General features: G+C 59.8%; 24 protein-coding genes and 1 riboswitch. Of the genes, 10 read left to right on the plus strand and 14 right to left on the minus strand.

Annotated features, from left to right (window positions below; genetic code table 11):
• Positions 1-49 precede the first annotated feature (49 nt).
• Positions 50-1,042, minus strand: a complete 993-nt coding sequence (locus tag CS903_RS00885) for an NAD-dependent epimerase/dehydratase family protein (RefSeq protein WP_099331666.1) — start codon at positions 1,040-1,042, stop codon at positions 50-52.
• 385 nt (positions 1,043-1,427) lie between these two features.
• On the opposite strand from CS903_RS00885, the gene CS903_RS00895 reads away from it, so the two are divergent.
• Positions 1,428-1,661 (plus strand): hypothetical protein, encoded by a 234-nt coding sequence (locus CS903_RS00895; protein WP_207203709.1) that lies wholly within the window; start codon positions 1,428-1,430, stop codon positions 1,659-1,661.
• A gap of 415 nt (positions 1,662-2,076) precedes the next feature.
• A riboswitch (SAM riboswitch) is annotated at positions 2,077-2,189 on the plus strand.
• A 188-nt stretch (positions 2,190-2,377) separates the two neighbouring features.
• Entirely contained in the window at positions 2,378-2,749 is a 372-nt protein-coding gene (locus CS903_RS00900) for a hypothetical protein (protein ID WP_207203710.1), read from the plus strand.
• 14 nt (positions 2,750-2,763) lie between these two features.
• Here the strand turns inward: CS903_RS00900 and CS903_RS00905 are convergent, their stop codons facing one another.
• Positions 2,764-3,225, minus strand: a complete 462-nt coding sequence (locus CS903_RS00905; RefSeq protein WP_099331668.1) for a 5-methylcytosine restriction system specificity protein McrC — start codon at positions 3,223-3,225, stop codon at positions 2,764-2,766.
• Here CS903_RS00905 and CS903_RS09490 point away from each other — a divergent pair.
• Together CS903_RS09490 and CS903_RS09335 are read left to right on the plus strand one after the other, a co-directional pair.
• Positions 3,175-3,681: a hypothetical protein gene (locus tag CS903_RS09490; RefSeq protein WP_242491713.1), complete on the plus strand. Its 507-nt coding sequence runs from the start codon at positions 3,175-3,177 to the stop codon at positions 3,679-3,681. The two genes, CS903_RS00905 and CS903_RS09490, sit on opposite strands and share 51 nt — an antisense overlap.
• A gap of 33 nt (positions 3,682-3,714) precedes the next feature.
• A complete protein-coding gene (locus CS903_RS09335) occupies positions 3,715-4,041 on the plus strand; it encodes a hypothetical protein (protein WP_164996628.1) in 327 nt (108 codons plus the stop codon).
• A 549-nt stretch (positions 4,042-4,590) separates the two neighbouring features.
• On the opposite strand, the gene CS903_RS00920 is transcribed toward CS903_RS09335, so the two are convergent.
• The 6 genes from CS903_RS00920 to CS903_RS00945 all read right to left on the minus strand — a co-directional run bounded on the left by CS903_RS00920 (position 4,591) and on the right by CS903_RS00945 (position 8,739).
• Positions 4,591-5,172 (minus strand): hypothetical protein, encoded by a 582-nt coding sequence (locus CS903_RS00920; protein WP_129587550.1) that lies wholly within the window; start codon positions 5,170-5,172, stop codon positions 4,591-4,593.
• Positions 5,173-5,621: 449 nt separating this feature from the next.
• Positions 5,622-6,224: a tyrosine-type recombinase/integrase gene (locus tag CS903_RS00925; protein ID WP_164996629.1), complete on the minus strand. Its 603-nt coding sequence runs from the start codon at positions 6,222-6,224 to the stop codon at positions 5,622-5,624.
• Between the two features lie 101 nt (positions 6,225-6,325).
• Positions 6,326-6,709 carry a hypothetical protein gene (locus CS903_RS00930; protein WP_099331672.1) on the minus strand — a complete coding sequence of 128 codons (384 nt, stop codon included), beginning with the start codon at positions 6,707-6,709 and terminating at the stop codon, positions 6,326-6,328.
• 51 nt (positions 6,710-6,760) lie between these two features.
• Positions 6,761-7,990, minus strand: coding sequence for a M20 metallopeptidase family protein (locus CS903_RS00935; RefSeq protein ID WP_207203711.1), 1,230 nt, complete (start codon positions 7,988-7,990; stop codon positions 6,761-6,763).
• Between the two features lie 222 nt (positions 7,991-8,212).
• The gene (locus CS903_RS09795; protein WP_207203712.1) at positions 8,213-8,509 is read right to left on the minus strand and encodes a PIN domain-containing protein; all 297 of its coding nucleotides are present in this window, start codon (positions 8,507-8,509) and stop codon (positions 8,213-8,215) included.
• The gene (locus CS903_RS00945; protein WP_099331674.1) at positions 8,506-8,739 is read right to left on the minus strand and encodes a FitA-like ribbon-helix-helix domain-containing protein; all 234 of its coding nucleotides are present in this window, start codon (positions 8,737-8,739) and stop codon (positions 8,506-8,508) included. Before CS903_RS00945 ends, CS903_RS09795 begins: the two co-directional genes overlap by 4 nt.
• Positions 8,740-9,017: 278 nt before the next feature.
• On the opposite strand from CS903_RS00945, the gene CS903_RS00950 reads away from it, so the two are divergent.
• A complete protein-coding gene (locus CS903_RS00950) occupies positions 9,018-10,466 on the plus strand; it encodes a hypothetical protein (protein WP_129587551.1) in 1,449 nt (482 codons plus the stop codon).
• Positions 10,467-10,536: 70 nt separating this feature from the next.
• Here the strand turns inward: CS903_RS00950 and CS903_RS00955 are convergent, their stop codons facing one another.
• The 4 genes from CS903_RS00955 to CS903_RS00970 form a co-directional block, all read right to left on the minus strand.
• Positions 10,537-10,950 carry a type II toxin-antitoxin system VapC family toxin gene (locus tag CS903_RS00955; protein WP_099331676.1) on the minus strand — a complete coding sequence of 138 codons (414 nt, stop codon included), beginning with the start codon at positions 10,948-10,950 and terminating at the stop codon, positions 10,537-10,539.
• Positions 10,947-11,207, minus strand: a complete 261-nt coding sequence (locus CS903_RS00960; RefSeq protein ID WP_207203713.1) for a type II toxin-antitoxin system Phd/YefM family antitoxin — start codon at positions 11,205-11,207, stop codon at positions 10,947-10,949. Before CS903_RS00960 ends, CS903_RS00955 begins: the two co-directional genes overlap by 4 nt.
• A gap of 42 nt (positions 11,208-11,249) precedes the next feature.
• Positions 11,250-12,332 (minus strand): redox-regulated ATPase YchF, encoded by a 1,083-nt coding sequence (gene ychF, locus CS903_RS00965; RefSeq protein WP_099331678.1) that lies wholly within the window; start codon positions 12,330-12,332, stop codon positions 11,250-11,252.
• A gap of 86 nt (positions 12,333-12,418) precedes the next feature.
• Positions 12,419-13,447 carry a 4-hydroxy-3-methylbut-2-enyl diphosphate reductase gene (locus CS903_RS00970; protein ID WP_099331679.1) on the minus strand — a complete coding sequence of 343 codons (1,029 nt, stop codon included), beginning with the start codon at positions 13,445-13,447 and terminating at the stop codon, positions 12,419-12,421.
• Between the two features lie 116 nt (positions 13,448-13,563).
• On the opposite strand from CS903_RS00970, the gene xseA reads away from it, so the two are divergent.
• Genes xseA through CS903_RS00985 form a run of 3 tightly spaced genes read left to right on the plus strand, consistent with a single transcriptional unit; the run spans position 13,564 to position 16,065 of the window.
• A complete protein-coding gene (xseA, locus tag CS903_RS00975) occupies positions 13,564-14,868 on the plus strand; it encodes an exodeoxyribonuclease VII large subunit (RefSeq protein ID WP_099331680.1) in 1,305 nt (434 codons plus the stop codon).
• Positions 14,869-14,872: 4 nt separating this feature from the next.
• A complete protein-coding gene (locus CS903_RS00980) occupies positions 14,873-15,097 on the plus strand; it encodes an exodeoxyribonuclease VII small subunit (RefSeq protein WP_099331681.1) in 225 nt (74 codons plus the stop codon).
• A 23-nt stretch (positions 15,098-15,120) separates the two neighbouring features.
• On the plus strand, positions 15,121-16,065 hold the full coding sequence (locus CS903_RS00985; RefSeq protein ID WP_099331682.1) for a carbohydrate kinase family protein: 945 nt from the start codon (positions 15,121-15,123) through the stop codon (positions 16,063-16,065).
• Positions 16,066-16,069: 4 nt separating this feature from the next.
• Here the strand turns inward: CS903_RS00985 and CS903_RS00990 are convergent, their stop codons facing one another.
• Positions 16,070-16,834 carry an isoprenyl transferase gene (locus CS903_RS00990; RefSeq protein WP_099331880.1) on the minus strand — a complete coding sequence of 255 codons (765 nt, stop codon included), beginning with the start codon at positions 16,832-16,834 and terminating at the stop codon, positions 16,070-16,072.
• Positions 16,835-16,997: 163 nt separating this feature from the next.
• On the opposite strand from CS903_RS00990, the gene trhA reads away from it, so the two are divergent.
• Together trhA and greA are read left to right on the plus strand one after the other, a co-directional pair.
• Complete coding sequence (gene trhA / locus CS903_RS00995; protein ID WP_099331683.1) at positions 16,998-17,678, plus strand: PAQR family membrane homeostasis protein TrhA; 681 nt, start codon at positions 16,998-17,000, stop codon at positions 17,676-17,678.
• A 79-nt stretch (positions 17,679-17,757) separates the two neighbouring features.
• Complete coding sequence (greA, locus tag CS903_RS01000; protein WP_099331684.1) at positions 17,758-18,237, plus strand: transcription elongation factor GreA; 480 nt, start codon at positions 17,758-17,760, stop codon at positions 18,235-18,237.
• A 73-nt stretch (positions 18,238-18,310) separates the two neighbouring features.
• Here the strand turns inward: greA and CS903_RS01005 are convergent, their stop codons facing one another.
• Positions 18,311-19,603 carry an AI-2E family transporter gene (locus tag CS903_RS01005; protein WP_099331685.1) on the minus strand — a complete coding sequence of 431 codons (1,293 nt, stop codon included), beginning with the start codon at positions 19,601-19,603 and terminating at the stop codon, positions 18,311-18,313.
• Positions 19,604-19,668 lie beyond the last annotated feature (65 nt).

Below are 19,668 nucleotides of genomic sequence, written 5' to 3' on the forward strand. Positions count from 1 at the left end.
AAACCAATGGGGGCCCCTGTTACAGGGCCCCCATTGCCTTACCCGGGATCTAGGCTTTCGCCTCCTGGGCCAAGCAGTACCTGATGCTCTCACGGATAGCATCCTCGACAGACTCTTCACGCAAGCCCAGCAGCTCCACCGTTTCAGCCGGATCTGTGACGGCATCACGGGACTGGAACACGGCTGAGTCAGCCAGGTGGATTCCATGTTCGACGCCGGCTGAGGCAGCCTGGGCATCGTAGCCCTCCATGGTTTCCTTCACGGCTTCCAGTGGCACTGTGATCACCTGCGCCGGATCACGATCAAGCTCCTCACAGATGATCCTGTGGAAGTCCCGGTAGGACAGGTTATGCATGTTGATGGCGTAGCGCCCCTCATGGGATCCGTTCTCCATGGCTCCCACCGCAGCCTGCGCGACGTGACCAACTGTGACCGAAGAGGTCGAGCCCTCCTGGACAACAACGACCTCGGGCTGTTTACGAACGATGTCGATGAACATCTGCCACAGCGGGGTCCGTCCCGGCATGGTGCCAAAGATGAACGGCAGACGCAGTGTCATCACGTCCATTTCACCGGCGCCCTCTATGCAGGCCACCTCTTCCTGGAGGAGGCGCGTGCGCGGGTACCCGTTGCGGGTGGCATAGCCCAGCTCTGGCCACTCCTCGGCAAAACGTGCCGTGTAGGACCCATAGAGGACGAACTTCTTGACCCCGGCTTCACGCGCCAGTCGGGCGATGCGCTGGGTGGGGACAACATTCTGTTCGTAGAAGAAGTATGAGGACGGTGCCGGAGGTGTCACACGCTCATCAGCCCCAGCGGCGTAGAAGACCGCATAGGCGCCCTTGAAGATCGCGAGGATTTCCTCGTCGCTCATATCGTTGAGGTTGCCGAACAGAGATTCGACTCCCTCGGGGAAAAGGTCTTCGACAGGAAGCGGGGGAAGGGCGAGCGAAGTGACTTCGTACCCCTTGCTCAAGAGCTCCAGAGTCGTGTGGTAACCAAGTAGTCCCGTACCGCCGATAACGATTACCTTCTTAGCCATTTCTACCTCTATCTACTGGTTTAAATACCCTCAGATTAAGGTGCAGAAGCAGCAGACCAACCTGACTAAAGGCTCAGTTCAGGCGTGATCTAATCGGCTAGTTTCCTCAGTCACAGTGACTCGTCAAAACCTTGACCATCAGGTAGTTCTGCAGTTTGACCCCGTTCACCAAGACGGTTCGCTCTTCCTCGACCTCGAACCCTTGGGCCCGGAAAAAGGGGATCGCTGTGATGCTGACGTTCGAGGTCTTTAGTTTCAGGCACGGCTGCATCCGGTTTTCTGTCCAGGGGATAAATGGAAACATCATAACGTTGGCTTCACAGTGAAGGGGCGGAACCACCCGGGGGAATCCCCTCCAACCACCAATCGACAGGTGGGGGTGCCCATGCTGTACTTGGGCATGAAACTGTTGAAAAGGTATCGCGCTACCGGAGCCGACTTTCCGTTCGGGGACCCGACCAAAGCGCACCGTGGTGTTGCCATGGAGGGCTACTTCTGGCACATCACAGAACGCGAAGCCGGACGAACGCTCATTGCACTGTGCGGTGCCAATCGTGGCCCCGAGGGTCCCTGGGTCACCATCGGCCCCGGGTGCCCCTCGGTGGCCTTGGCCGGCTGATCCCTATGTCCTTTCGCATCGCGTACACCACCCGCACCTGCGGGTCGGGTCGACATCGATCGAAGCGAGTCGTGCCTGTTGACTGCACCGCTGCATGCCCTCCTTTTGAGCTCATTCCGTGTCTGGCGGTCCGCGGTTTAGGTCCAAATCCAGTGGGACGCACGGCGCGGGCTCGGGCGACCTTGGTTTTGGCATGTGGGGCGCTGAGTCTTCCACGCCTGAACCCGTTTCTTGGCCGCGAAGCGAACGGGGTGCCTTGGCCTTTTCTGCCGTAAGACGGCCTGGCAGCTGCGGTAGGCCGGGCCTGTTTCGACAGCTTCTCCGGTCAGACGCGCAGGGCGGTGCCTCAGAGAGCCGCCCTGACTGCCCCCTTCACTTCACCGGGTGTCGGCCGCCCGTGTTAAGATCTTCGTAGGTTCAAGAGTTGCAGCTTTCAGTACCTGGCTGGCTGCACGGCAACCCTCTCCATCGAGCGGGGTGCCCCGGGGGAAGAACCGGCATGAGCAGACGTTCATGCAAGTCGATGGGTCTTGGTGTGTTTGCGCTGGGATCCGGTGAGGAATGTTCCTATGTTTGTTTTTCCAGTTAATCCTGATGTTGAGAGAGCTGATGGTCGGGACCCCGCGGAGGCGTGGGGTGAGGTGCCTGAGGCTGATCGGTACGCGTGGTCTAGGTACATGTTGGATCACTGCCCTTTGTTTCCGGGGGCGGGCATTATGACGTTTATTGCTAGGGGTGTTGTTAACGGTGGCGATCACGTCCCGCAGGTGTGGAAGGAAACGGCTGCTGAGCTGCATGAGGCTGGATTTACACCGCTCTATTATTATCTGCTGGCTCAGTTGCTGTCGGAGAAGCACAGGCGGAATGAGCTGGATGAGGCAGCCCATGGGCATCTTTTCAAGCAGTGGTACGGGCAGCCGTTTCCGGACTTCCGGCTTGATGCGAAGGCGTGGGAGCCGTGGGTTCGGCGGGTGGCGCAGTCGGAGTCCCCAGGGCGCGCGCTGGACCACGTGCTACATGGGCCGGACTTGCCGGCGCTGGGGATGCTGATTTCTGCCGAAGGGGTGGTGCAGGCAGTGCGGGACTGACGGGGTTGGTGCGATCAGCTCAGCCGCTGCGGGATGCGGTTGAGCTGGTCTGCTAGGTGCTCCCACGGCGCACTGAGGTCCAAGGTATTGGCTGCGATTCGAGTGCCTTGGATCGTTACTTCAAGATTGGGGTGTTCCTTGTCGTCCGTTTTCGCGTATAACAACAGGCCGGCCACTGTCCCATCCTGATCAACATCCAAGTTCTTTGCGTAGGCCAAGATTTGGTAAAGATGGTCGGAACGTACCGTTCGCTTGCCGTGACGCCCTTGCGCCAATGGCTGCGAATAGTATTTGGCGTCGACAACTAAACGTTTGTTGCCTTTGCGTAAAACCAGGTCAGTGCTCATAGCGGGTAGCTGACTGTGAACATGCTGGCCCTCGCCCAAATCCCAAGGAACCCTAGGCGCAGACGGAACCAACTGGGGATGGTGAGACTTGAAGTACTCGAGCAAAAAACGTTCGTACAGAGCGTGCATTTCCTCTTCCGGTACCCAAGCCTCCAGGTTCGTGTCCCCAGGGGAGTCCTTGGGGAGAAGGCCGCGGACAATCAGTTCGCCCAGCAGCTCGGCGATGCGGTCGCCGAGGCCCATGCCGCCGCTCTCGCTCATGCGAAGCCGAGCATGGCCGTGTTCGTCGCCGAGGCGAACGCTCGCGGTGTCGAGGTCGTCGAGCACGATCACGCCGTCAAGAGCGGCGACCGTTCCGGTCACGCCGAGGGCAACACCGTGACCGGCATCACCTACCGGATGCGCGACGAGACCACACCCAAGCGCCGGATGCGCCGCCGCAAGGCGTCAGCGCCCAGCTCGGAGTTCACACATGACGCTCTCTGCGCCGAGTTCGAGCCGCAGCCTGTGCCTGTGGCACCGGGCCCCGCGCCGCAGCACGCGGCGTCGGCCCAGTACACGAGCCCGTCTGGTGTGAAGGCGTGAGGGTAGAGACCCCGAGGTTTCGCGCCTCAGGGTGTGGCTGATCTAGAGAGGTTCACCGCAGCTTCTGCAGAACGCCTCTCCGTCCTCGTACATCTGGCCGCAGCAATAGGTGGGCCCGCCGCTCACCTCGAAGCACTCTTCACCATTGAAGTCCATATGGCCGCTCTCAATAACTTCATCGCAGCCCTCGTAGATCAGTTCAGCCATGGCCTAGCCACGTTTCGGGTTGCGGCCCACGAGTCGAACGACGGCTTTGAAAGGGCCGCCGGACTTTTTCGTCCCGACGTAATCGCCGCGTTTGTTGTATTTGTCCCAGAGTCCCGTGCGAGAGTTCTTCTTCTGGTCACGATCCTTGACTAGCCCAACGCGCTTGCAAGCTCCGGTGTTCTTCGCCTTGCTGACCTCCTTGAGGCTCATCATAGCCAGCGTGGGCACTGCCGGAGCGACCAGAATCCAGTCGCAGAAACGCACCGCGTACCACTTTCGCGGAACTTCAGACGAGAGCCAGAGGATCGAGGTTCGAGCAAAAGGGTAAAGGGTGTAGACGCACCAGTCCCCACCGAAACCCGAGCAATCGACCGGGCGGGCGGTTCTCCTGGTTTACCAGCGTTCTGCTCACGCGCACGCACGCGAGTTAGTCGCGAGACCGCCGCAACCATGTACCAAAGTGCGTACACCCTTTCGCTTCTTGCGTTTCAAAAGGGTGTACGCGCTCTCGCCAGCCTCGCGACCTCGTTCTGCCGCGTGATTCCGCCACTTCTGACCGCTGATCCGCCGCAAATCCTGCGTACACCCTTTTGTGGAGCCCTCGACACCCGTCTGGTGCAGTACCTGACGGTGAGAGGATCCCTTCGCTCGTCAGGCGCTCGCGTGAGAAGGTGGGGTCTTGGTCTGAGGTCGTGTGGTGTTCTAGGAGGCGAGAATCTGCTTGGCGATTTCTAGCCCCGCTGGGCCGTCCAGTTCAGGAAGCTCTGCCCAGCGCCCGCCTGACACTGTTACTTCGACGCCTGGCACCCAAATTGTTGTTCCGATGACGGCAGAGATGCCGATGTCGACTGTCATCGTGAACGCGTCACCGTTGTTCACGGTTACCCATTCGTCGCTGACGCGCTCGAAGCCTGCCATGCCCTCTAACGGGCTGTAGTCGGGCTGCTCCGAGATCGCCGCGAATCTAACTTCCACCGACCGAGCATTATCTGGCGTGACGTCCTCTGGCGGCGTCTCCCAGCCGCAGTGAATATCAGTCTCGGAAACGCTGTTCCAGTCATAAGGGTTGAGCCCTTCCACCCAAGTCGCCACGAACGGTTGTACGTCATCGCAAGACTTAATATGGGCGAATGAGAAGTCGCCGTCAGCGCTAGCATGCTCGGCTGGGGCCTTCGTGGTGGCTTCGGCAGGGGAAGGGGTATCGTGCTGGTCAGCCGGGGCTGAGCATCCAAGAAGTGAAAACGCGAGAGCGGTCGTCACGCACGCTAGAAAGGTTATTCTCATAGCTAAAGTATAGGCCGGAAGGTGCTGTGAGTGGCCAACGCAGTTTGGGCGTGTAGCCCAGTAAGAACACGAGTTCAAGCCAGGGTCGTGCCAGCAAGTGATTCGCGGTATTGCGTGCTGAAGAGTGCGAACTAAATGGCGAAGTAGCAGCGCACAGCTTGAGTAAACATGCCTAGGCGTGTGCGCGAGCTTCCTGGTAGGCCCAGCCGCACCGGTCGGTGCCGTCAACCCGGCCTCGACAAACTCACCCCCGGAGAGTTTGAGATGAGCTACACGGACACAAAAGCGGCCTGATCGCCCAAACCCCCGAATGCGAATAAGACTTGGGGCAGCGCCGTTTCCGCAGTGCCGCCCGTCCCGGCGCAGCACCGGCGGCACGACGGTGCCCCGCACCCGCGAAGCGGGGGCGGGGCACCGTCACAGACCCGCGCAGAGCCCGCGCCAACCGATCAGCTCGCGCGCTGCTGGGCCATGCGGCGGGCCAGCTCGTCGTCGCGGTTCCCTCTCGCCTGGTAGCGCATCGCCGCCTTCACGGAGGAGTGCCCGAGGCGATCCATCGTCTCCTTCAGGGTCGCACCGGTCTGCGCGTAGCGGGTGCCCGCGAAGTGCCGGAGCCCGTGGAACGGCAGGTCGGGCCGTCCGGCGGCGACGACGGCCTTGTGCCAGTGCCGCCAGAACGAGGTCTGCGGCAGCCAGCCGGTGCCGTCGTGGTTGGTGGTCAGCAGGGCATTACCGATCTTCCCACGGGCCTGCTCGGCGATGATGCGGGCATCGTCGCCGTAGACGACGACGTTGCGCACGCCTGCGAGGGTCTTGACCTCGCCGACGTCGCGCCCGTTCTTCTTCGTGTACACGACCTGCCGGGAGACGCTGATGCGCACGCAATCGACCTCACCGGCCTCGTCGCGCTCGACCACGACATCCTTCGCCCGCAGTTCGGTGTTTTCGCCCCAGCGCAGCCCGGCACCGCAAGCGAGCACGACCAGCGCCTTATAGCGCTCGTCGATGCTCGACAGGATCACGTCCAGCTCGGCATCGGTCGGCGGCTCCACCTTCTTGCCGGTCGACGCCGTCGAGCCTCCCTGATCTGGCAGGGGTTCTTCTCGAGGATGCCGTCATCAACAGCAGTCTTGAGCACCGACTTCATGAGGTCCTAGGCGCGAGAGGTCTGCGAGACGCGCCCCGTCTCGATCTGGGCCGCACGCCAGTCGCGCACCATCTCGGGCGTGATCTCGCCGAGCCTGCGCACGACCATCTCGGCGAGCGGGCCGCCCTTGCCGATCTTGTCCTTCTTCGTGGCCACACCTGCCGGGCGCAGGTATCCCTCGTAGTTCTCCAAGGTGCGGGGCCGCAGCGGCTCCCCGCGCGAGTTCGTGCGGGTCTCGATCCACTTCGCGGCGTACTCGCCCAGCATCACCTCGCGGCGGGCGGCCTCTGCCGCCGCCTGCTCGGCCTGCGCCGCGCGCGCTGCCGGGGGCTGCCAACTCTCCTTGGCGATCTCGGCCTGCCGCTCCGCCAGCGCTTCACTGGGTAACACCAGAAGACCACCGGCGGAGACTCGGAACCCTCACGCTCTGGAGATCCGAACTCAGTCCTCGTTCTCCTGGGCCGCCCTCAGCAGGCGTCCGTACGCCAACACCGCGAGAGCCGCGGACTGCTCATTGAGCACCCCGTCATCAAACACTGCCCGCGGCGAGTGGTTGAACTCGGCTTTGTCGTAATCCATTTCTGGAGGGGTCGTGAAGAAACCTGCGAAGGTCGAGGGGATCTTATCTGCCACGAAAGCAAAGTCTTCGGATCCCATCATCGGCTCATTTACCACCACAACCCTCTTCTCGCCGAAGACTGAGCGCAGATCCTCAACCGCCATATCAGTGGTGGCAGAATCGTTGACGGTTGGCGGATAGATTCGCCTGAACTCAAAATCGACCTCGCAACCGTAGCCAGAGGCCACCCCTTCCAGCAGTTGCTTCAACCCGGTCTCGAGGTGGTCAACACTCTGGTCCGTAAGGGTACGAATCGTCGCCCCAAGTGTCACTTCTTCTGGGATCACGTTAACAGCGTTTCCGCCGGTGCTCACCTGGGTCACTGACACGACAACCGGGTCGAAGGCATTCATCATCCGGGTGACGAACGCCTGTATGGAAAGGATCGCCTGCGCCGCAACGGGCACCGGGTCGATCGCTCTGTGAGGCTGGGATCCGTGTCCTCCACGTCCTCGAATCGTCGCGTACATCTGATTGGAGGACGCTGTCGCGGTGCCGTCTTTGGTGGCAATGACTCCGCGTGGGCCGGGACCTACATGGAAGGCATAAGCTGCTATGGGCTGCTTTCCGGCGGCATCCAGTACGCCCTCGTCAATCATGATCTCGGCACCACCAAAGCCCTCTTCACCGGGCTGGAACATGAAGACTACATCCCCTGGCAGATCCTCTTGGTGAGCAGCAAGCAGTTTCGCAGCTCCCACCAGTCCTGCCGTGTGCATGTCATGACCGCAAGCGTGAGCAGTCTTCTCAAACTTAGAAGCGTACGGCAAGCCGGTCTCTTCCTGGAGAGGTAGGGCATCCGTATCTCCCCTCAGTAGAACGGCTGGACCTTCCCTGCCACCCCGAAGCACGGCGACCACCGAACTCAGTCCCTTCCCAAGAGTGATCTCCAGTGGCAGTCCCTCCAGGGCTTCCAGGATCCGCTTCTGGGTTTCTGGGTTGTCCAGGCCCAGCTCAGGTTCCTCGTGAATGGCTCGGCGTAGATTGACGAGGTCGCTCTGAAGAGCCTTCGCCTCCCCCACAAAATCTGGCATTGGTTTTTGTGCAGTCATCTTGCTCTACACCTTTTCTATTTGTTTCTATTTGTCCCGCTGCAATGTTGCAGATCTAAATGTTGCAGATCTAATCGACTTAAGTCAGTCGATCAACACACTGACTTTCTTGCGAGTATAGGCACAGACAAGTGTTCTCAACTCATTTGCGTGATTCATATGCAGCTAGCATTCCGGACGGGTCGTTGATCCTGATGCTCTACTGACCGGATCGGTCGCCCTTCAGCGCTTCGAGCCGGTTGCCGGGTGGAACGCGAAGGTCATCGAGCTCCGCCGCGTCATCATCGAATGCAAGCACTGATCGGCTTCCCCGATACGGTGCGACCGCTTCCTCGATCCTCTGCGTAGCTCGTCCTTATGTCCGCCGTCCGGGAGCCTGCGCCCACCGGCAATCAGCCCCGCGAGAGTGATGTAGGTGATCGCGACGTCGCCCGTCAGGGACACGAGCCACTCGACGACACGAGGCTCCGGCGAGGGACGAAAGATCTCCGAGATGACATTTGTGTCAAGAATGATCACTCGAAGTCCACCGCCCTTGCGACGTCATCGCGCGTCGGAATCGGCAGTTCATCGACCCCGCCGACGTCCCGTGCCACAGACAGCAGAACCATGCCAATGCGTGGCCGTCGAGCGGCCTTCGTCAGGATGTCACGAACCTCGGCCTCCATGGACCGCCCGTGCTCCTTCGCCTGCGATGCGAGCTGTTGCTTCACGTGGTCATCGAGACCACGCACGATGATGGATGACATCAGCGCCACCCCCCCTCTGCTATCAACTATGATCGCTCTCATTTTTCGATGCGGAAAGACCAGAACAAGATAACGAAGCCCCGCCGATTACGAAGATCGACGGGGTCCCCGAAGCAGAATCAGCTCACATCAAACGTTGAAGCGGAACTCCACCACGTTCTGGACACAACAACCATCAGAGATAAGCCGCCCCGACACGTCACCTCAGTGAGCGGTTCCTGGATCGAAAGTGAGCTCGGGTGGGTTGCCAGCACCACCTTGCTGCTAGGCTCAAGCGCATGGTTGAGTCGGTGCAAGCCACGCTGAGAACCGCTCTTTTCTCGGCAAGCCTGCCCGCACTGCTTGCCATCGCCTGGTGGCTTTCGCTCAGACAGCGCCTCCCCACACCAGACGAGCCCTGCAACTTGCAAAACTGGGGTTGCTCAACAGGGATATCACTTCTCGGGTCACTCCTTCTCTACGGAATTCCCGTAGTCTTCCCACTAGTGACCCTCTACGGCCAGCACCGCCTGATCTGGCGAAGCCAGACGGTTCTGACCATTCCCCAAATGATCGCATCGCTGTCTCCAGCGCCACTCATTATCAGTATCTTGGCATTCGTTCTGGGAGTGAAGGGCGAGGGCGAACTGGCAGCTCTAGCCGTCCTCGCCTACATTCCGACAATGGTCGTGGCTGCGCTCCAACAGGTTCTCATTCGCCACCAACTTTTGCGGCGGCAGATGGAGCGGCCAGCTTCAAGCCCGCCAGCGACGGCTTCGGCCAGCCTGCTCTTAGGTTGCTATACACTCCTCCTGCCGGTTGGTGCGATCCTCACGTGGGGCCCCTCCGGGAAGAGCTTCCAGCAGCTTCTTCCTGGAGCCACACTGGTTCTGCTCTTTCTAGCCTTCTGCGCCGGCTCCTGTGCAGCCTTTGCTCTTTATTTCCTCGTCCGTTCGTCTACCTCACCAAGTCCCCTGGGTAGAGCGTTCCGAGTGTTGAGTGCGCTCGCAGGGGTCACCGGTGTTGTCGTTGTGAGCGGGTGGGGACTGCTCACGGCGCTGATCCAGAATGAAGTCGTGGAGGAAGTGGCCGCGGCTGGTTCAACCTACCTGGGAACCAGGGGCGACTACCCGCCCACCTGCTACCACCTGTACAACGGTGGTCTTCTAATGGAACGGGCCTGCGTCTCTGCTGAACAGTTGGGGCTCGGCGTGCCCGATGCTGCACTGTCAAACGACCTGACACCTGAGGCCTCACTAGGTCCGCAATCACCGCAGTCTACACCGCCTCCTTCAGAGATCAAAACCTCGCCCGACGTCTATCCTGCTGAAAACGTCGTTGCTTCAAGCGGAAACTTGGGGATCGTCCAAACAGCTTCATCACTTGGCCAAAAAGGAACCTACGCCTTTGCTCAGCGCTCGAATGGGCCGTGGGTTCTTGGCGCAACGATAGTTGAGGATGCTGCCTTCACCGATTTTGTGAGGGTGGAGCACCTTCTTCTGGCAGCGTTCGCACCCAGTCCAAATTTTTCACTGATGGTCAGCATTGACGATGGCCGTACTTGGCAGCCTGCAGACCTGCAGTCCGCCGCAATCCCGGAGGAAATGCGGTATTTCCATGATCTCGTTTACGACAACGGCGTCTTCCTCCTCACCACCGGCTACGCTAGTTGGGTGGTCTCCGGTGGCGTGAACAAATGGATAAGCAGTGACGGCCTCACGTGGAAGCCGCTGGTTACCAGCCATTAGGAGGATGATCCTTCACCAGCAGAGGTGGCAACACGCGATCGCCGCAGAAACTCGACCTTCTGCTTGAAATCTAGTGCCGCTGCCGAGTGTTTCGACCAGGCGCAACCACATCGAACCCAGCAGCTGCGGACGCCTCTGTGAGTCGGTGGTCGTAGGTGAGAACGGCGTCGACGCTAAGCCGGATAGCCGCTTCCAAATGAAGCACGTCAAGAGTCCGGAGGTACCGCATCGGCAGCAACCCGGCCGAACGGTAAACGGCACGATCAAGCGCTGCCAACGAGACGCCATCAAGGATCGCGGTGACTCTGGCTTGGTCAAGCTCCTCCCTAACCGCAACCCGCCGCAGCTCCGTCTCCAGAAGATCACTCGACACTAGGTTGGCATCTACTTGGTCAAGCCACTCCACCAACGCCTCAGTCTCAGGTTGGCGTATGAGGAGTGCGGCGAGCGCCGAAGTGTCAACGTAAACAAGGGGGGCGCTCACACGCGGTCCTCCCGAAGCTCGTCAATGATGTCCGACATCGCACGGTCACTGCGGGTCGGCTGAGGTGCAAGTGCCGCCCAGCCGCCGACGCGCTTGGCTGGCCGAACAATCGGCAGCCCGGCCGGCTGAGCATCAAGCGGGACAATGCGGCCAACAGGAACGCCATGATTCGTCAGAATGAACGGCTGCCCCTGACTCACAAGGCGAAAAACACGGCCAGATTCGTTGCGCAGCTCGCGCTGAGACAAGCTCTCCACGGGTATTTCGCTCAGACTCATGCCACTATCGTAGCACGCGTGCTACACGTTGAAACGAAATTCAACCACGTCACCATCGGCCATCACGTAGTCCTTGCCTTCGATGCGGACCTTGCCCTTGGAGCGCGCTTCAGTCATGGTGCCGTGTGCAAGCAAGTCTTCAAAGCCAATGACCTCGGCCTTAATGAAGCCCTTCTGGAAGTCGGTGTGGATAACACCTGCGGCCTCGGGCGCAGTTGCACCCTTCTTGATGGTCCAGGCGCGTGCTTCCTTGGGTCCGGCAGTCAAGTAGGTCTGCAGGCCAAGGGTGTCAAAACCAACGCGAGCCAGCTTGTCCATGCCGGACTCTTCCTGACCGGTCTCAGCCAGAAGCTCACGGGCCTCGTCCTCATCAAGTTCGACAAGTTCAGCCTCAAGCTGCGCGTCAAGGAAAATCGCGGGAGCGGGGGCCACCAGGTCTGTCAGCTGCTGCTGCAGTGCTTCGTCCTCAAGACCATCCTGGTCCATGTTGAAGACGTAGATAAACGGCTTGGAAGTCATCAGCTGGAAGGTGCGCAGGGCGTCCTGATCCAGTTTGGCTCCCTCTGCTCCGGACAGAAGTTTGCCCTCAGACAGTAGCTTCTGGGCGGCAACCGCGGTGTCGAGAACGATCTTCTCGGTCTTCTTACCACGCACCTCTTTTTCAAGGCGGGGAATGGCCTTTTCGATCGTCTGCAGATCAGCCAGCAGAAGCTCGGTGGTGATGGTCTCGATATCGTCTTCAGGGTTGATGCGACCGTCGACGTGAACGACGTCCTCATCAGCAAAGACGCGGGTCACCAGGCAGATCGCGTCGGCCTCACGGATGTTGGCCAGGAACTGGTTGCCAAGCCCCTCACCCTGCGAAGCACCGCGAACGATTCCCGCGATGTCAACGAAGGAGACGACAGCGGGAACCAGCTTCTGGGAACCGTAGAGCTCAGCAAGCTGGCCGAGGCGGGGGTCCGGAAGCGGCACGATCCCAATGTTGGGTTCAATGGTCGCAAACGGGTAGTTCGCAGCCAGAACGGTGGCGCGAGTGAGGGCGTTAAACAGGGTCGACTTGCCAACGTTGGGCAGTCCCGCGATTCCAATAGTCAAAGACACGCCACAAGTCTAGGCGAGGACGAGCCCGTTTCACCGAGCCGATTCGGTGAGAACCGGCTCAGCGAACGAGTATTTCTTGAGGGTTCCTAGCGCGTGTGGTTAGGGGCCGGGGCGCGTCCCTTGACGTGAAGGGGCAGCAGTCCCTTGTTCTTGAGGTCGTTCTTCAGGTTGCGCGGCAGGGCAAAGGTGATGGTTTCGACCTGGGTGCGCACCTCCTCGACCTCGCCAAAACCACGGTCCTGCAGCCATTTAATAACGTCCTTGACCAGGATTTCCGGCACAGAGGCACCGGAGGTGACACCGACCGTGGTGACACCTTCGAACCAGGCGGGGTCAAGTTCGCTGGCCATGTCAACGCGGTAGGAAGCGCCCGCACCGGCATCGAGAGCAACCTCGACAAGTCGAACAGAATTGGAGGAGTTCGCGGAGCCAACCACGACCATGACATCAGCGCGCGCCCCGATGGCCTTGACGGCATCCTGGCGGTTCTGAGTGGCATAGCAGATGTCGTCCGAGGGCGGATCAATCAGCAGAGGGAAGCGTTCCCGCAGGCGACGCACCGTTTCCAGCGTCTCATCAACACTGAGTGTGGTCTGCGAAATCCACACCACTCGGGCGGGATCACGCACCACGACATCATCGACCTCATCCGGGGAGCCGATAATCTGAATGTGATCGGGAGCCTCACCGTAGGTTCCGTCTACTTCTTCGTGGCCCCGGTGCCCGACCAGGATGATGTCGTAGTCCTTGTCAGCGAAGCGCACGGCCTCTCGGTGGACCTTGGTCACCAGCGGGCAGGTGGCGTCGATGGTGCGTAGGTTACGTACCGCGGCATCTGCGTGAACCTGGGGGGAGACACCGTGGGCGGAAAAGACCGTCACGGCACCTTCGGGGATCTCATCGACTTCCTCAACGAAGATCGCACCGCGATCGATCAGGGTTTCAACGACGTACTTGTTGTGGACGATTTCCTTGCGCACGTAGACGGGGGCACCGTGCAGTTGCAAGGCCCTCTCGACTGCTTCGACAGCGCGGTCAACACCGGCGCAGTAGCCCCGGGGGGCTGCTAGGAGGATTCGCTTGCCATCCACACTGGCTGAGACCTGTGAGTTCATACCCCCAATCTATCGAACGATTGGGAGTTACTGACAGTGGAGTTGCGAACAGCTGACTGCCTCACGCCCTGTCGCCGGTTTCCTTTGGTGTCGGAGCCACGTGGCAGACTGCTTTCATGACCAGTAACCATGTTCCACCGAACGGTCTTGCCAGGACAGCACGTGAGACGACTGCGGAAAACCCGTGGCCGCTTCGCCTGCTCACCAGCAACATCCGTGTTTATGTGGAAAAGATGTCTGAGCTGTGGGTTGAAGGACAGGTCGTTCAGTACAACCCACGTGGCTCAACCCAGGTTTCGTTCTTCACCCTGCGGGATGTAAACGAGGACGTGTCCATGCAGGTCACCGCATTTGGTGGCATTGTCGCCAGCAGTGGTGATGGGTTCGGGGAGGGCGCTCGCGTTGCGGTTCGTGTCAAACCGTCATTCTGGGAGAAGAGGGGGACGCTCTCCCTCCAGGCTAAAGAGATCCGCCTGCAGGGACTCGGTTCACTTCTGGCCCAGATTGAAAAGCTGCGACAGCAGCTAGCAGCAGAGGGACTGTTCAACGCCGACCAGAAGAAGCCCCTCCCCTTTATCCCCCGACGCATCGGATTGATCTGCGGTAGGGATGCCAAGGCGAAGGATGATGTCCTAGAAAATGCTCGGGTTCGCTGGCCCATGGCCCAGTTTGAGATTCGTGAGGTCGCAGTTCAGGGACAGTACGCGGTGCACCAGGTTTCCAGTGCGATAGAAGAGCTCGATGCGATTCCTGAGATCGACGTGATCGTTGTGGCGCGCGGGGGTGGGTCAGTTGAGGATCTGCTGCCATTTTCAGATGAGCGCATTGTCCGAACGGCTGCCAATGCCACCACCCCGATCGTTTCGGCCATCGGGCATGAGGGCGACGCGCCCCTGCTCGACCTCGTCGCCGACTATCGGGCCTCTACCCCAACGGATGCAGCCCGGCGAATCGTGCCTGATTACCGCGAGGAACTGAAGGAAGTCCACCACTACCGGGTCAGGGGCAGTGCGGCCGTAGGACGCATGGTGACTCGGGAGTGGGAGATTCTAAACCTCCTGATGAGGTCCCCGGTCCTGCAGAGGCCGACAGCAACGATTGAGCAGCAGGCCGCCGGACTTGAGCAGGCTGTGATTCGCCTGAGGGCCGCAGCACAGAGAACCCTGTCGCAGAACCAGTCGGAACTGGCACAGCTGACGGGAATGCTCAGGACACTCTCTCCCACCGGAACACTGGAACGCGGCTACTCCATTCTGCGTACCTCATCTAAGAAGATCATTCGCAGTGCCGAGGAAATCAAGAGCGGAACCCTCATCGAGGGCATGCTCTCTCAGGGAACCTTCGTAGCCAACGTGGTTGGTTCAAACCCCACCGGATCCTTTATTACACCCCAGCCCACCGACGCCGAATCACAGGAGTAAGAAGATGACAACTGATAACCCCGTGGCAGCCCTCCCGGATCCCGCCACCCTCCCCTACGAAGCCGCAAAAGCCGAGCTCAAGCAGATTGTCCAGGCCCTAGAGGCCGGCTCAATCCCCCTCGAAAATACCCTAGAGTTATGGCAGCGAGGTGAGGCGCTTGCGGGTCGTTGCAAGGCTATCCTCGACGCGGCCTCCGCTCAGATTGAGGCTGTTACCAACCAGCAGTAGACCTAGTCGAAGTGGAGTAGGCAGTGGGCCGTGAAGTAACCCCATCGGTTCTTGTGATTGGCGAAGCCCTGATGGATCTTGTCATCCATTCGGGACATAGCATCGAAGATGCCGAAGCAGTTCCCGGTGGTTCACCCGCCAACGTCGCACTCGCCCTCGGCAGGCTTGGACTCAGTGTCGACCTGGTGACCTGGATTGGTCCCGATAGGTTCGGGAGGCAGATTCGCGAACACCTTGAGGACTCTCAAGTTCGAATCGACAGTGCCAGCTCGGGTGCTGCTCGAACCTCCACAGCCGAGGCGTACCTGGATGAGCAGGGGGCGGCCACATACACCTTCAAGCTTGACTGGGCTCCCAGGGTCCCCATAACTGTTCCCGACACTGCATTAGTCGCACATACCGGTTCGATTGCATCCGTCATCCAGCCTGGCAGCAATGCAGTTTTGGATGCCTTCAAGCGGGCACGTGAGACGGCACTGACAACATATGATCCGAATGCTCGGCCCTCCCTCATGGGTTCACGGGAAGAGGCTCGAGCCACTATAGAGGCGTTTGTGACTCAGAGTGATGTTGTGAAGGTTTCTGATGAGGATCTTGAGTGGCTGTTCCCGCAGCAGGATCCGCTCGACTCTGCCAAGCAGTGGATGGAGCGCTTCTCGCCAGCCCTCCTGGTGGTCACCCGGGGCGGTGAGGGACCGGTGGCTTGGACCTCACAGGGCGCCAAGGCTGAGCTGATGCCAGAATCAGTGTCGGTGGTTGACACGGTTGGTGCCGGTGACACTTTCATGGGGGGCCTGATTGATGCGCTGTGGCGCAGGGACCTCGTGGGACGCGAAGCTGCCCAGGCAGTTCGGGACCTCAGCGATGAGCAGCTGCTGTCGATACTCAGTGACGCCAGCAAACTGGCCTCGATTGTCGTTCAGCGCCGCGGAGCCAACCCACCATGGGCTGTGGAACTAGGTCGCTAGACCCCTATTTGCCGTGCCGCCGTTCCCTCTGGGAGAACGAACGCAGGGCTCGAAGAAAATCAACCTTCCGGAAGTCCGGCCAGAAGGTCTCACAGAAGTAGTACTCGGAGTGTGCAGACTGCCAGAGCAGAAATCCTGAAAGCCTCTGCTCACCGGAGGTCCTGATGATGAGGTCGGGATCCGGCTGCCCCCGTGTGTAAAGATGCTCGGTAATATCCGCGACCTTCAGCGACTTCGCCACGTCCTCGATGGTGAGCCCCTTCTGAGCCGCATCCTCAAGGACACCCCTCATGGCATCAACAAGTTCCTGGCGTCCCCCGTAGCCAACCGCGATGTTGACCTGCATGGCATTCTCAAGGGTCTCTGTCTTCGCGCTGTGGGCATTCACTGCCTCGACAAACTCCGGGGAGAGCAGAGTCATATCACCGACAATGTTCACCCGATACTCTCCGGTCTCAACCAGGCGAGCTACCAGCTGCTCAATAATGACGAGCAGTTCCGTTATCTCTGTTGAGGAGCGCGAAAGGTTGTCGGTGGACAGTAACCACAGCGTAACGACTTCGGTATGAACCTCGTTGGCCCACTTCAGAAAGTCCAAGACCTTTCCAGCCCCGGCACGATGTCCCTCAGAAGCCGGCGAACCACCAGCCTTGGCCCACCGCCGATTACCGTCCAGAATGACCCCAATATGGCGGGGAAGACTCTCTCGGTCGAGTGATCGTTGCAGGCGAAACTCATAGACTTCGTAAAGAAAATTCCCCTGCATGATTCCTGCCTTAGGTCGGTCAGAACAACTGTACCCAACCACCGGTATTGAACATTGCAATCCCACCCAACGTCACCACTTCGGGGGAGAAAGGCGGGGAAACTGTGCCCGTGCGGAGCTGGAGCATTGGGTAATGATGTAGCCTAATGAACCGGAGAGGATCCACATGCCAGTAGCTTCTAGACAGCCCGTCGCCTGGATACCGGGACACCCCGTGACCAGAAAACCACGTATGCGCGGATGGGTTCATTTCGCAGCTGCGCCACTGTCACTAGCCGCGTCCATCGTCCTCGTCGTCCTTGCCCCCACCACTGGGTTGAAGTGGGCATCGGTCGTGTACATGGCGTCCTCGTTTATCCTCTTCGGGATCTCAGCGCTGTACCACCTGTTCTACTGGACTCCGAAGTTCGAGATGGTTCTGAAACGCCTCGATCACTCCAACATCTTCCTGCTTATTGCGGGCACCTACACCCCAATTACCGTGGGGACACTTCACGGCAGCAGTCGCGTCACCCTTTTGACGCTGGTCTGGATCGGGGCCCTCCTAGGGATCGCCATCAACCTGCTCTGGCCCAAGGCACCACGTTGGCTCTCCACCCTCATCTACGTGCTGCTGGGTTGGACCGCCATCTGGTTCCTGCCTGAACTCTGGCAGAAGGGCGGTGCTGCAATGGTTATTCTGCTCGCGGCCGGCGGCGTCCTCTACACCATTGGCGCCGTTGCCTACGCCCTCCGCAAGCCCAACCCCTGGCCTGAATGGTTCGGTTTCCACGAGATCTTCCATGTCTTCACCGTGCTCGCCTGGGCCTGCCACTGCGTCGCTGCTTACATCGCAGTCCTGACCTGATTGCCGAGGACGGCCCTCAGTTCCCCATGGGACCGCGCCAATGCCTCACTGACCCGAATACGGGCGTAAGATCGCACCCATGGCAGACAAAACTTGGCTGACTCAGGGTCAGTACGACAAACTAAAAGGCGAACTCGATCAGCGCCGCGATGTGCGCCGCCCCGAGATTGCCCAGCTAATTGAGGCCGCACGACGTGAGGGCGACCTCAGCGAAAACGGCGGCTACCAGGCTGCGCGCGAAGAGCAGTCGATGAATGAAACCCGCATCCTCCAGCTCGAAGAACTCCTGCGAAACGCTGAAGTCGGCGCCATCCCAGAAGACAACGGTGTGGTTGAGCCAGGGATGGTGGTGGTAGCCAAGATCGGCGGGGTCGAAGAGACATTCCTGCTTGGCGCCCGCGACGCCGGAGAGGGCCTGAACATGTCGGTCTACTCCCCCACCGCACCCATCGGAAAGGCCCTGATTGGTGTAGCCGCGGGACAGACGACCTCATATGACACCCCCGCGGGAAAGTCGATTAAGGTCGAGGTCATTTCGGCAACCCCCTACAAGGGCTAAGCAAAGACAGAGAAGAGGGCCGGTCTGAGAAGAATGTTCTCGGACCGGCCCTCTCGTATGCCTATTAACTTCCTCAGGCCTCTTCAGCCGCAGCAGCCGGAACCGCCGGGTCAATCTCCACTTTGCCGTCATCGGCGTTACCGCGCAGCCGACTGGACTTCTTAACTGCGTGCGCCACCTTGTACGAGGCCGCTATCTGTTCGTCAAGGGAGCCGGGTGGGCCACCGGGCCTGTCTACATCGACAGCAAGGTCGGGGTACATGTCATGACCGTGCAGGTACATCGACGTCACATTGATGAAGGCGAGAAGCGGAACCGCAAATACAGCACCGACAATGCCCGCGACCGTACCCCCGGCAGTCACTGCCATGACCACGGCAACCGGGTGTAGAGAAACCGCACTGGACATGAGCCAGGGGTGCAGAACATTACCCTCTAGTTGCTGGACCGCCAAAACTACCACCAGCATGATAATCGCACTGGTGAGACCATTGTTGACCAGCGCGAGCAGAACCGCGACAGCACCCGATATGAAGGCTCCGATGATGGGTATGAAGGAGAAGAAGAACACCAGCACCATGATCGGAACTGCGGCCGGCACCCCAAGGGCCAACGCGCCAAGGCCAATTCCTATGGCATCAATGCCTGCAACCTTGAGCTGAGTACGGATGTACCAGCCGAGAGTAACCCACCCGCGGATCCCGGCTTCATTCGTCTGGTGGCGCCACTGCTTCGGGAGGCAGCGGACGAACCACACCCACATGCCCCGCCCGTCCTTGAGCAGGAAGAACAAGGTGAACAGCATGATTAGGGAGGAAGCAGCGAACCCAGCCGCTGATGACGCGACACTCCAGGCTTCCGTCGCGATAAGCCCCCCGTAGTTCTTGACCAGCAGCATCAGGTCGGACTGGAAGTCCTCAAGATAGGAGTCGAGGAACGAAACGTCTATCCCCAAAGCGCCGTCCTGAATCGCTGTCAACAGGGAGTTGATGCCTGTGAGTGCCTGGCTGGTCAACGTAGGGAGCTGAACCACCAGCTGTGTGGCCGCAAGCGTCATCAGGCCGAGGACGATGAGCAGGCCCGACAGTAACCCCACGGCTGCCGACGAGGCTTTCCCCATCTTCGCCTTGCGACGCAGGAAACTCACTAGGGGTGCCAGCAGCAGAGCGAGGAGCAGCGCCACCAGGAAGGCAATCACCAGGTCCTTGACGTAACGCATCAGCCAGACGAGGACGGCGAGGGTAGCGAGCATGATCAGGATTCGCCAGCTCCAGGCCGCGGCGACGCGAAGAGGCAGACTGACGTGTTCAGAAATGCTCTTTTCGCTAACCAGGTGTTCGCGCTTGGAACTTGTCTCTTGACTCATCTTGACCCTCACTGCTTGGTGTAAATGCTGGCGGACTATCGATCCCAGTCAAGGGAGATGCAAGG

Origin of the sequence: Actinomyces minihominis, from assembly GCF_900187855.1 — a bacterium.
GTDB classification, from domain to species: Bacteria; Actinomycetota; Actinomycetes; order Actinomycetales; family Actinomycetaceae; genus Scrofimicrobium; species Scrofimicrobium minihominis.

What these genes read in the sequence shown, in the direction of transcription:
- CS903_RS09490 (WP_242491713.1), top strand. Translation starts at nt 3,175, where the DNA reads ATGGTGAGACTTGAAGTACTCGAGCAAAAAACGTTCGTACAGAGCGTG.
- CS903_RS00970 (WP_099331679.1), bottom strand. Translation starts at nt 13,447, where the DNA reads ATGAACTCACAGGTCTCAGCCAGTGTGGATGGCAAGCGAATCCTCCTA.
- CS903_RS00895 (WP_207203709.1), top strand. Translation starts at nt 1,428, where the DNA reads ATGCTGTACTTGGGCATGAAACTGTTGAAAAGGTATCGCGCTACCGGA.
- CS903_RS00900 (WP_207203710.1), top strand. Translation starts at nt 2,378, where the DNA reads ATGACGTTTATTGCTAGGGGTGTTGTTAACGGTGGCGATCACGTCCCG.
- CS903_RS00935 (WP_207203711.1), bottom strand. Translation starts at nt 7,990, where the DNA reads ATGACTGCACAAAAACCAATGCCAGATTTTGTGGGGGAGGCGAAGGCT.
- CS903_RS00905 (WP_099331668.1), bottom strand. Translation starts at nt 3,225, where the DNA reads ATGCACGCTCTGTACGAACGTTTTTTGCTCGAGTACTTCAAGTCTCAC.
- CS903_RS00885 (WP_099331666.1), bottom strand. Translation starts at nt 1,042, where the DNA reads ATGGCTAAGAAGGTAATCGTTATCGGCGGTACGGGACTACTTGGTTAC.
- CS903_RS00980 (WP_099331681.1), top strand. Translation starts at nt 14,873, where the DNA reads ATGACAACTGATAACCCCGTGGCAGCCCTCCCGGATCCCGCCACCCTC.
- CS903_RS00950 (WP_129587551.1), top strand. Translation starts at nt 9,018, where the DNA reads ATGGTTGAGTCGGTGCAAGCCACGCTGAGAACCGCTCTTTTCTCGGCA.
- CS903_RS00920 (WP_129587550.1), bottom strand. Translation starts at nt 5,172, where the DNA reads ATGAGAATAACCTTTCTAGCGTGCGTGACGACCGCTCTCGCGTTTTCA.
- trhA (WP_099331683.1), top strand. Translation starts at nt 16,998, where the DNA reads ATGCCAGTAGCTTCTAGACAGCCCGTCGCCTGGATACCGGGACACCCC.
- CS903_RS00945 (WP_099331674.1), bottom strand. Translation starts at nt 8,739, where the DNA reads ATGTCATCCATCATCGTGCGTGGTCTCGATGACCACGTGAAGCAACAG.
- xseA (WP_099331680.1), top strand. Translation starts at nt 13,564, where the DNA reads ATGACCAGTAACCATGTTCCACCGAACGGTCTTGCCAGGACAGCACGT.
- CS903_RS01005 (WP_099331685.1), bottom strand. Translation starts at nt 19,603, where the DNA reads ATGAGTCAAGAGACAAGTTCCAAGCGCGAACACCTGGTTAGCGAAAAG.
- greA (WP_099331684.1), top strand. Translation starts at nt 17,758, where the DNA reads ATGGCAGACAAAACTTGGCTGACTCAGGGTCAGTACGACAAACTAAAA.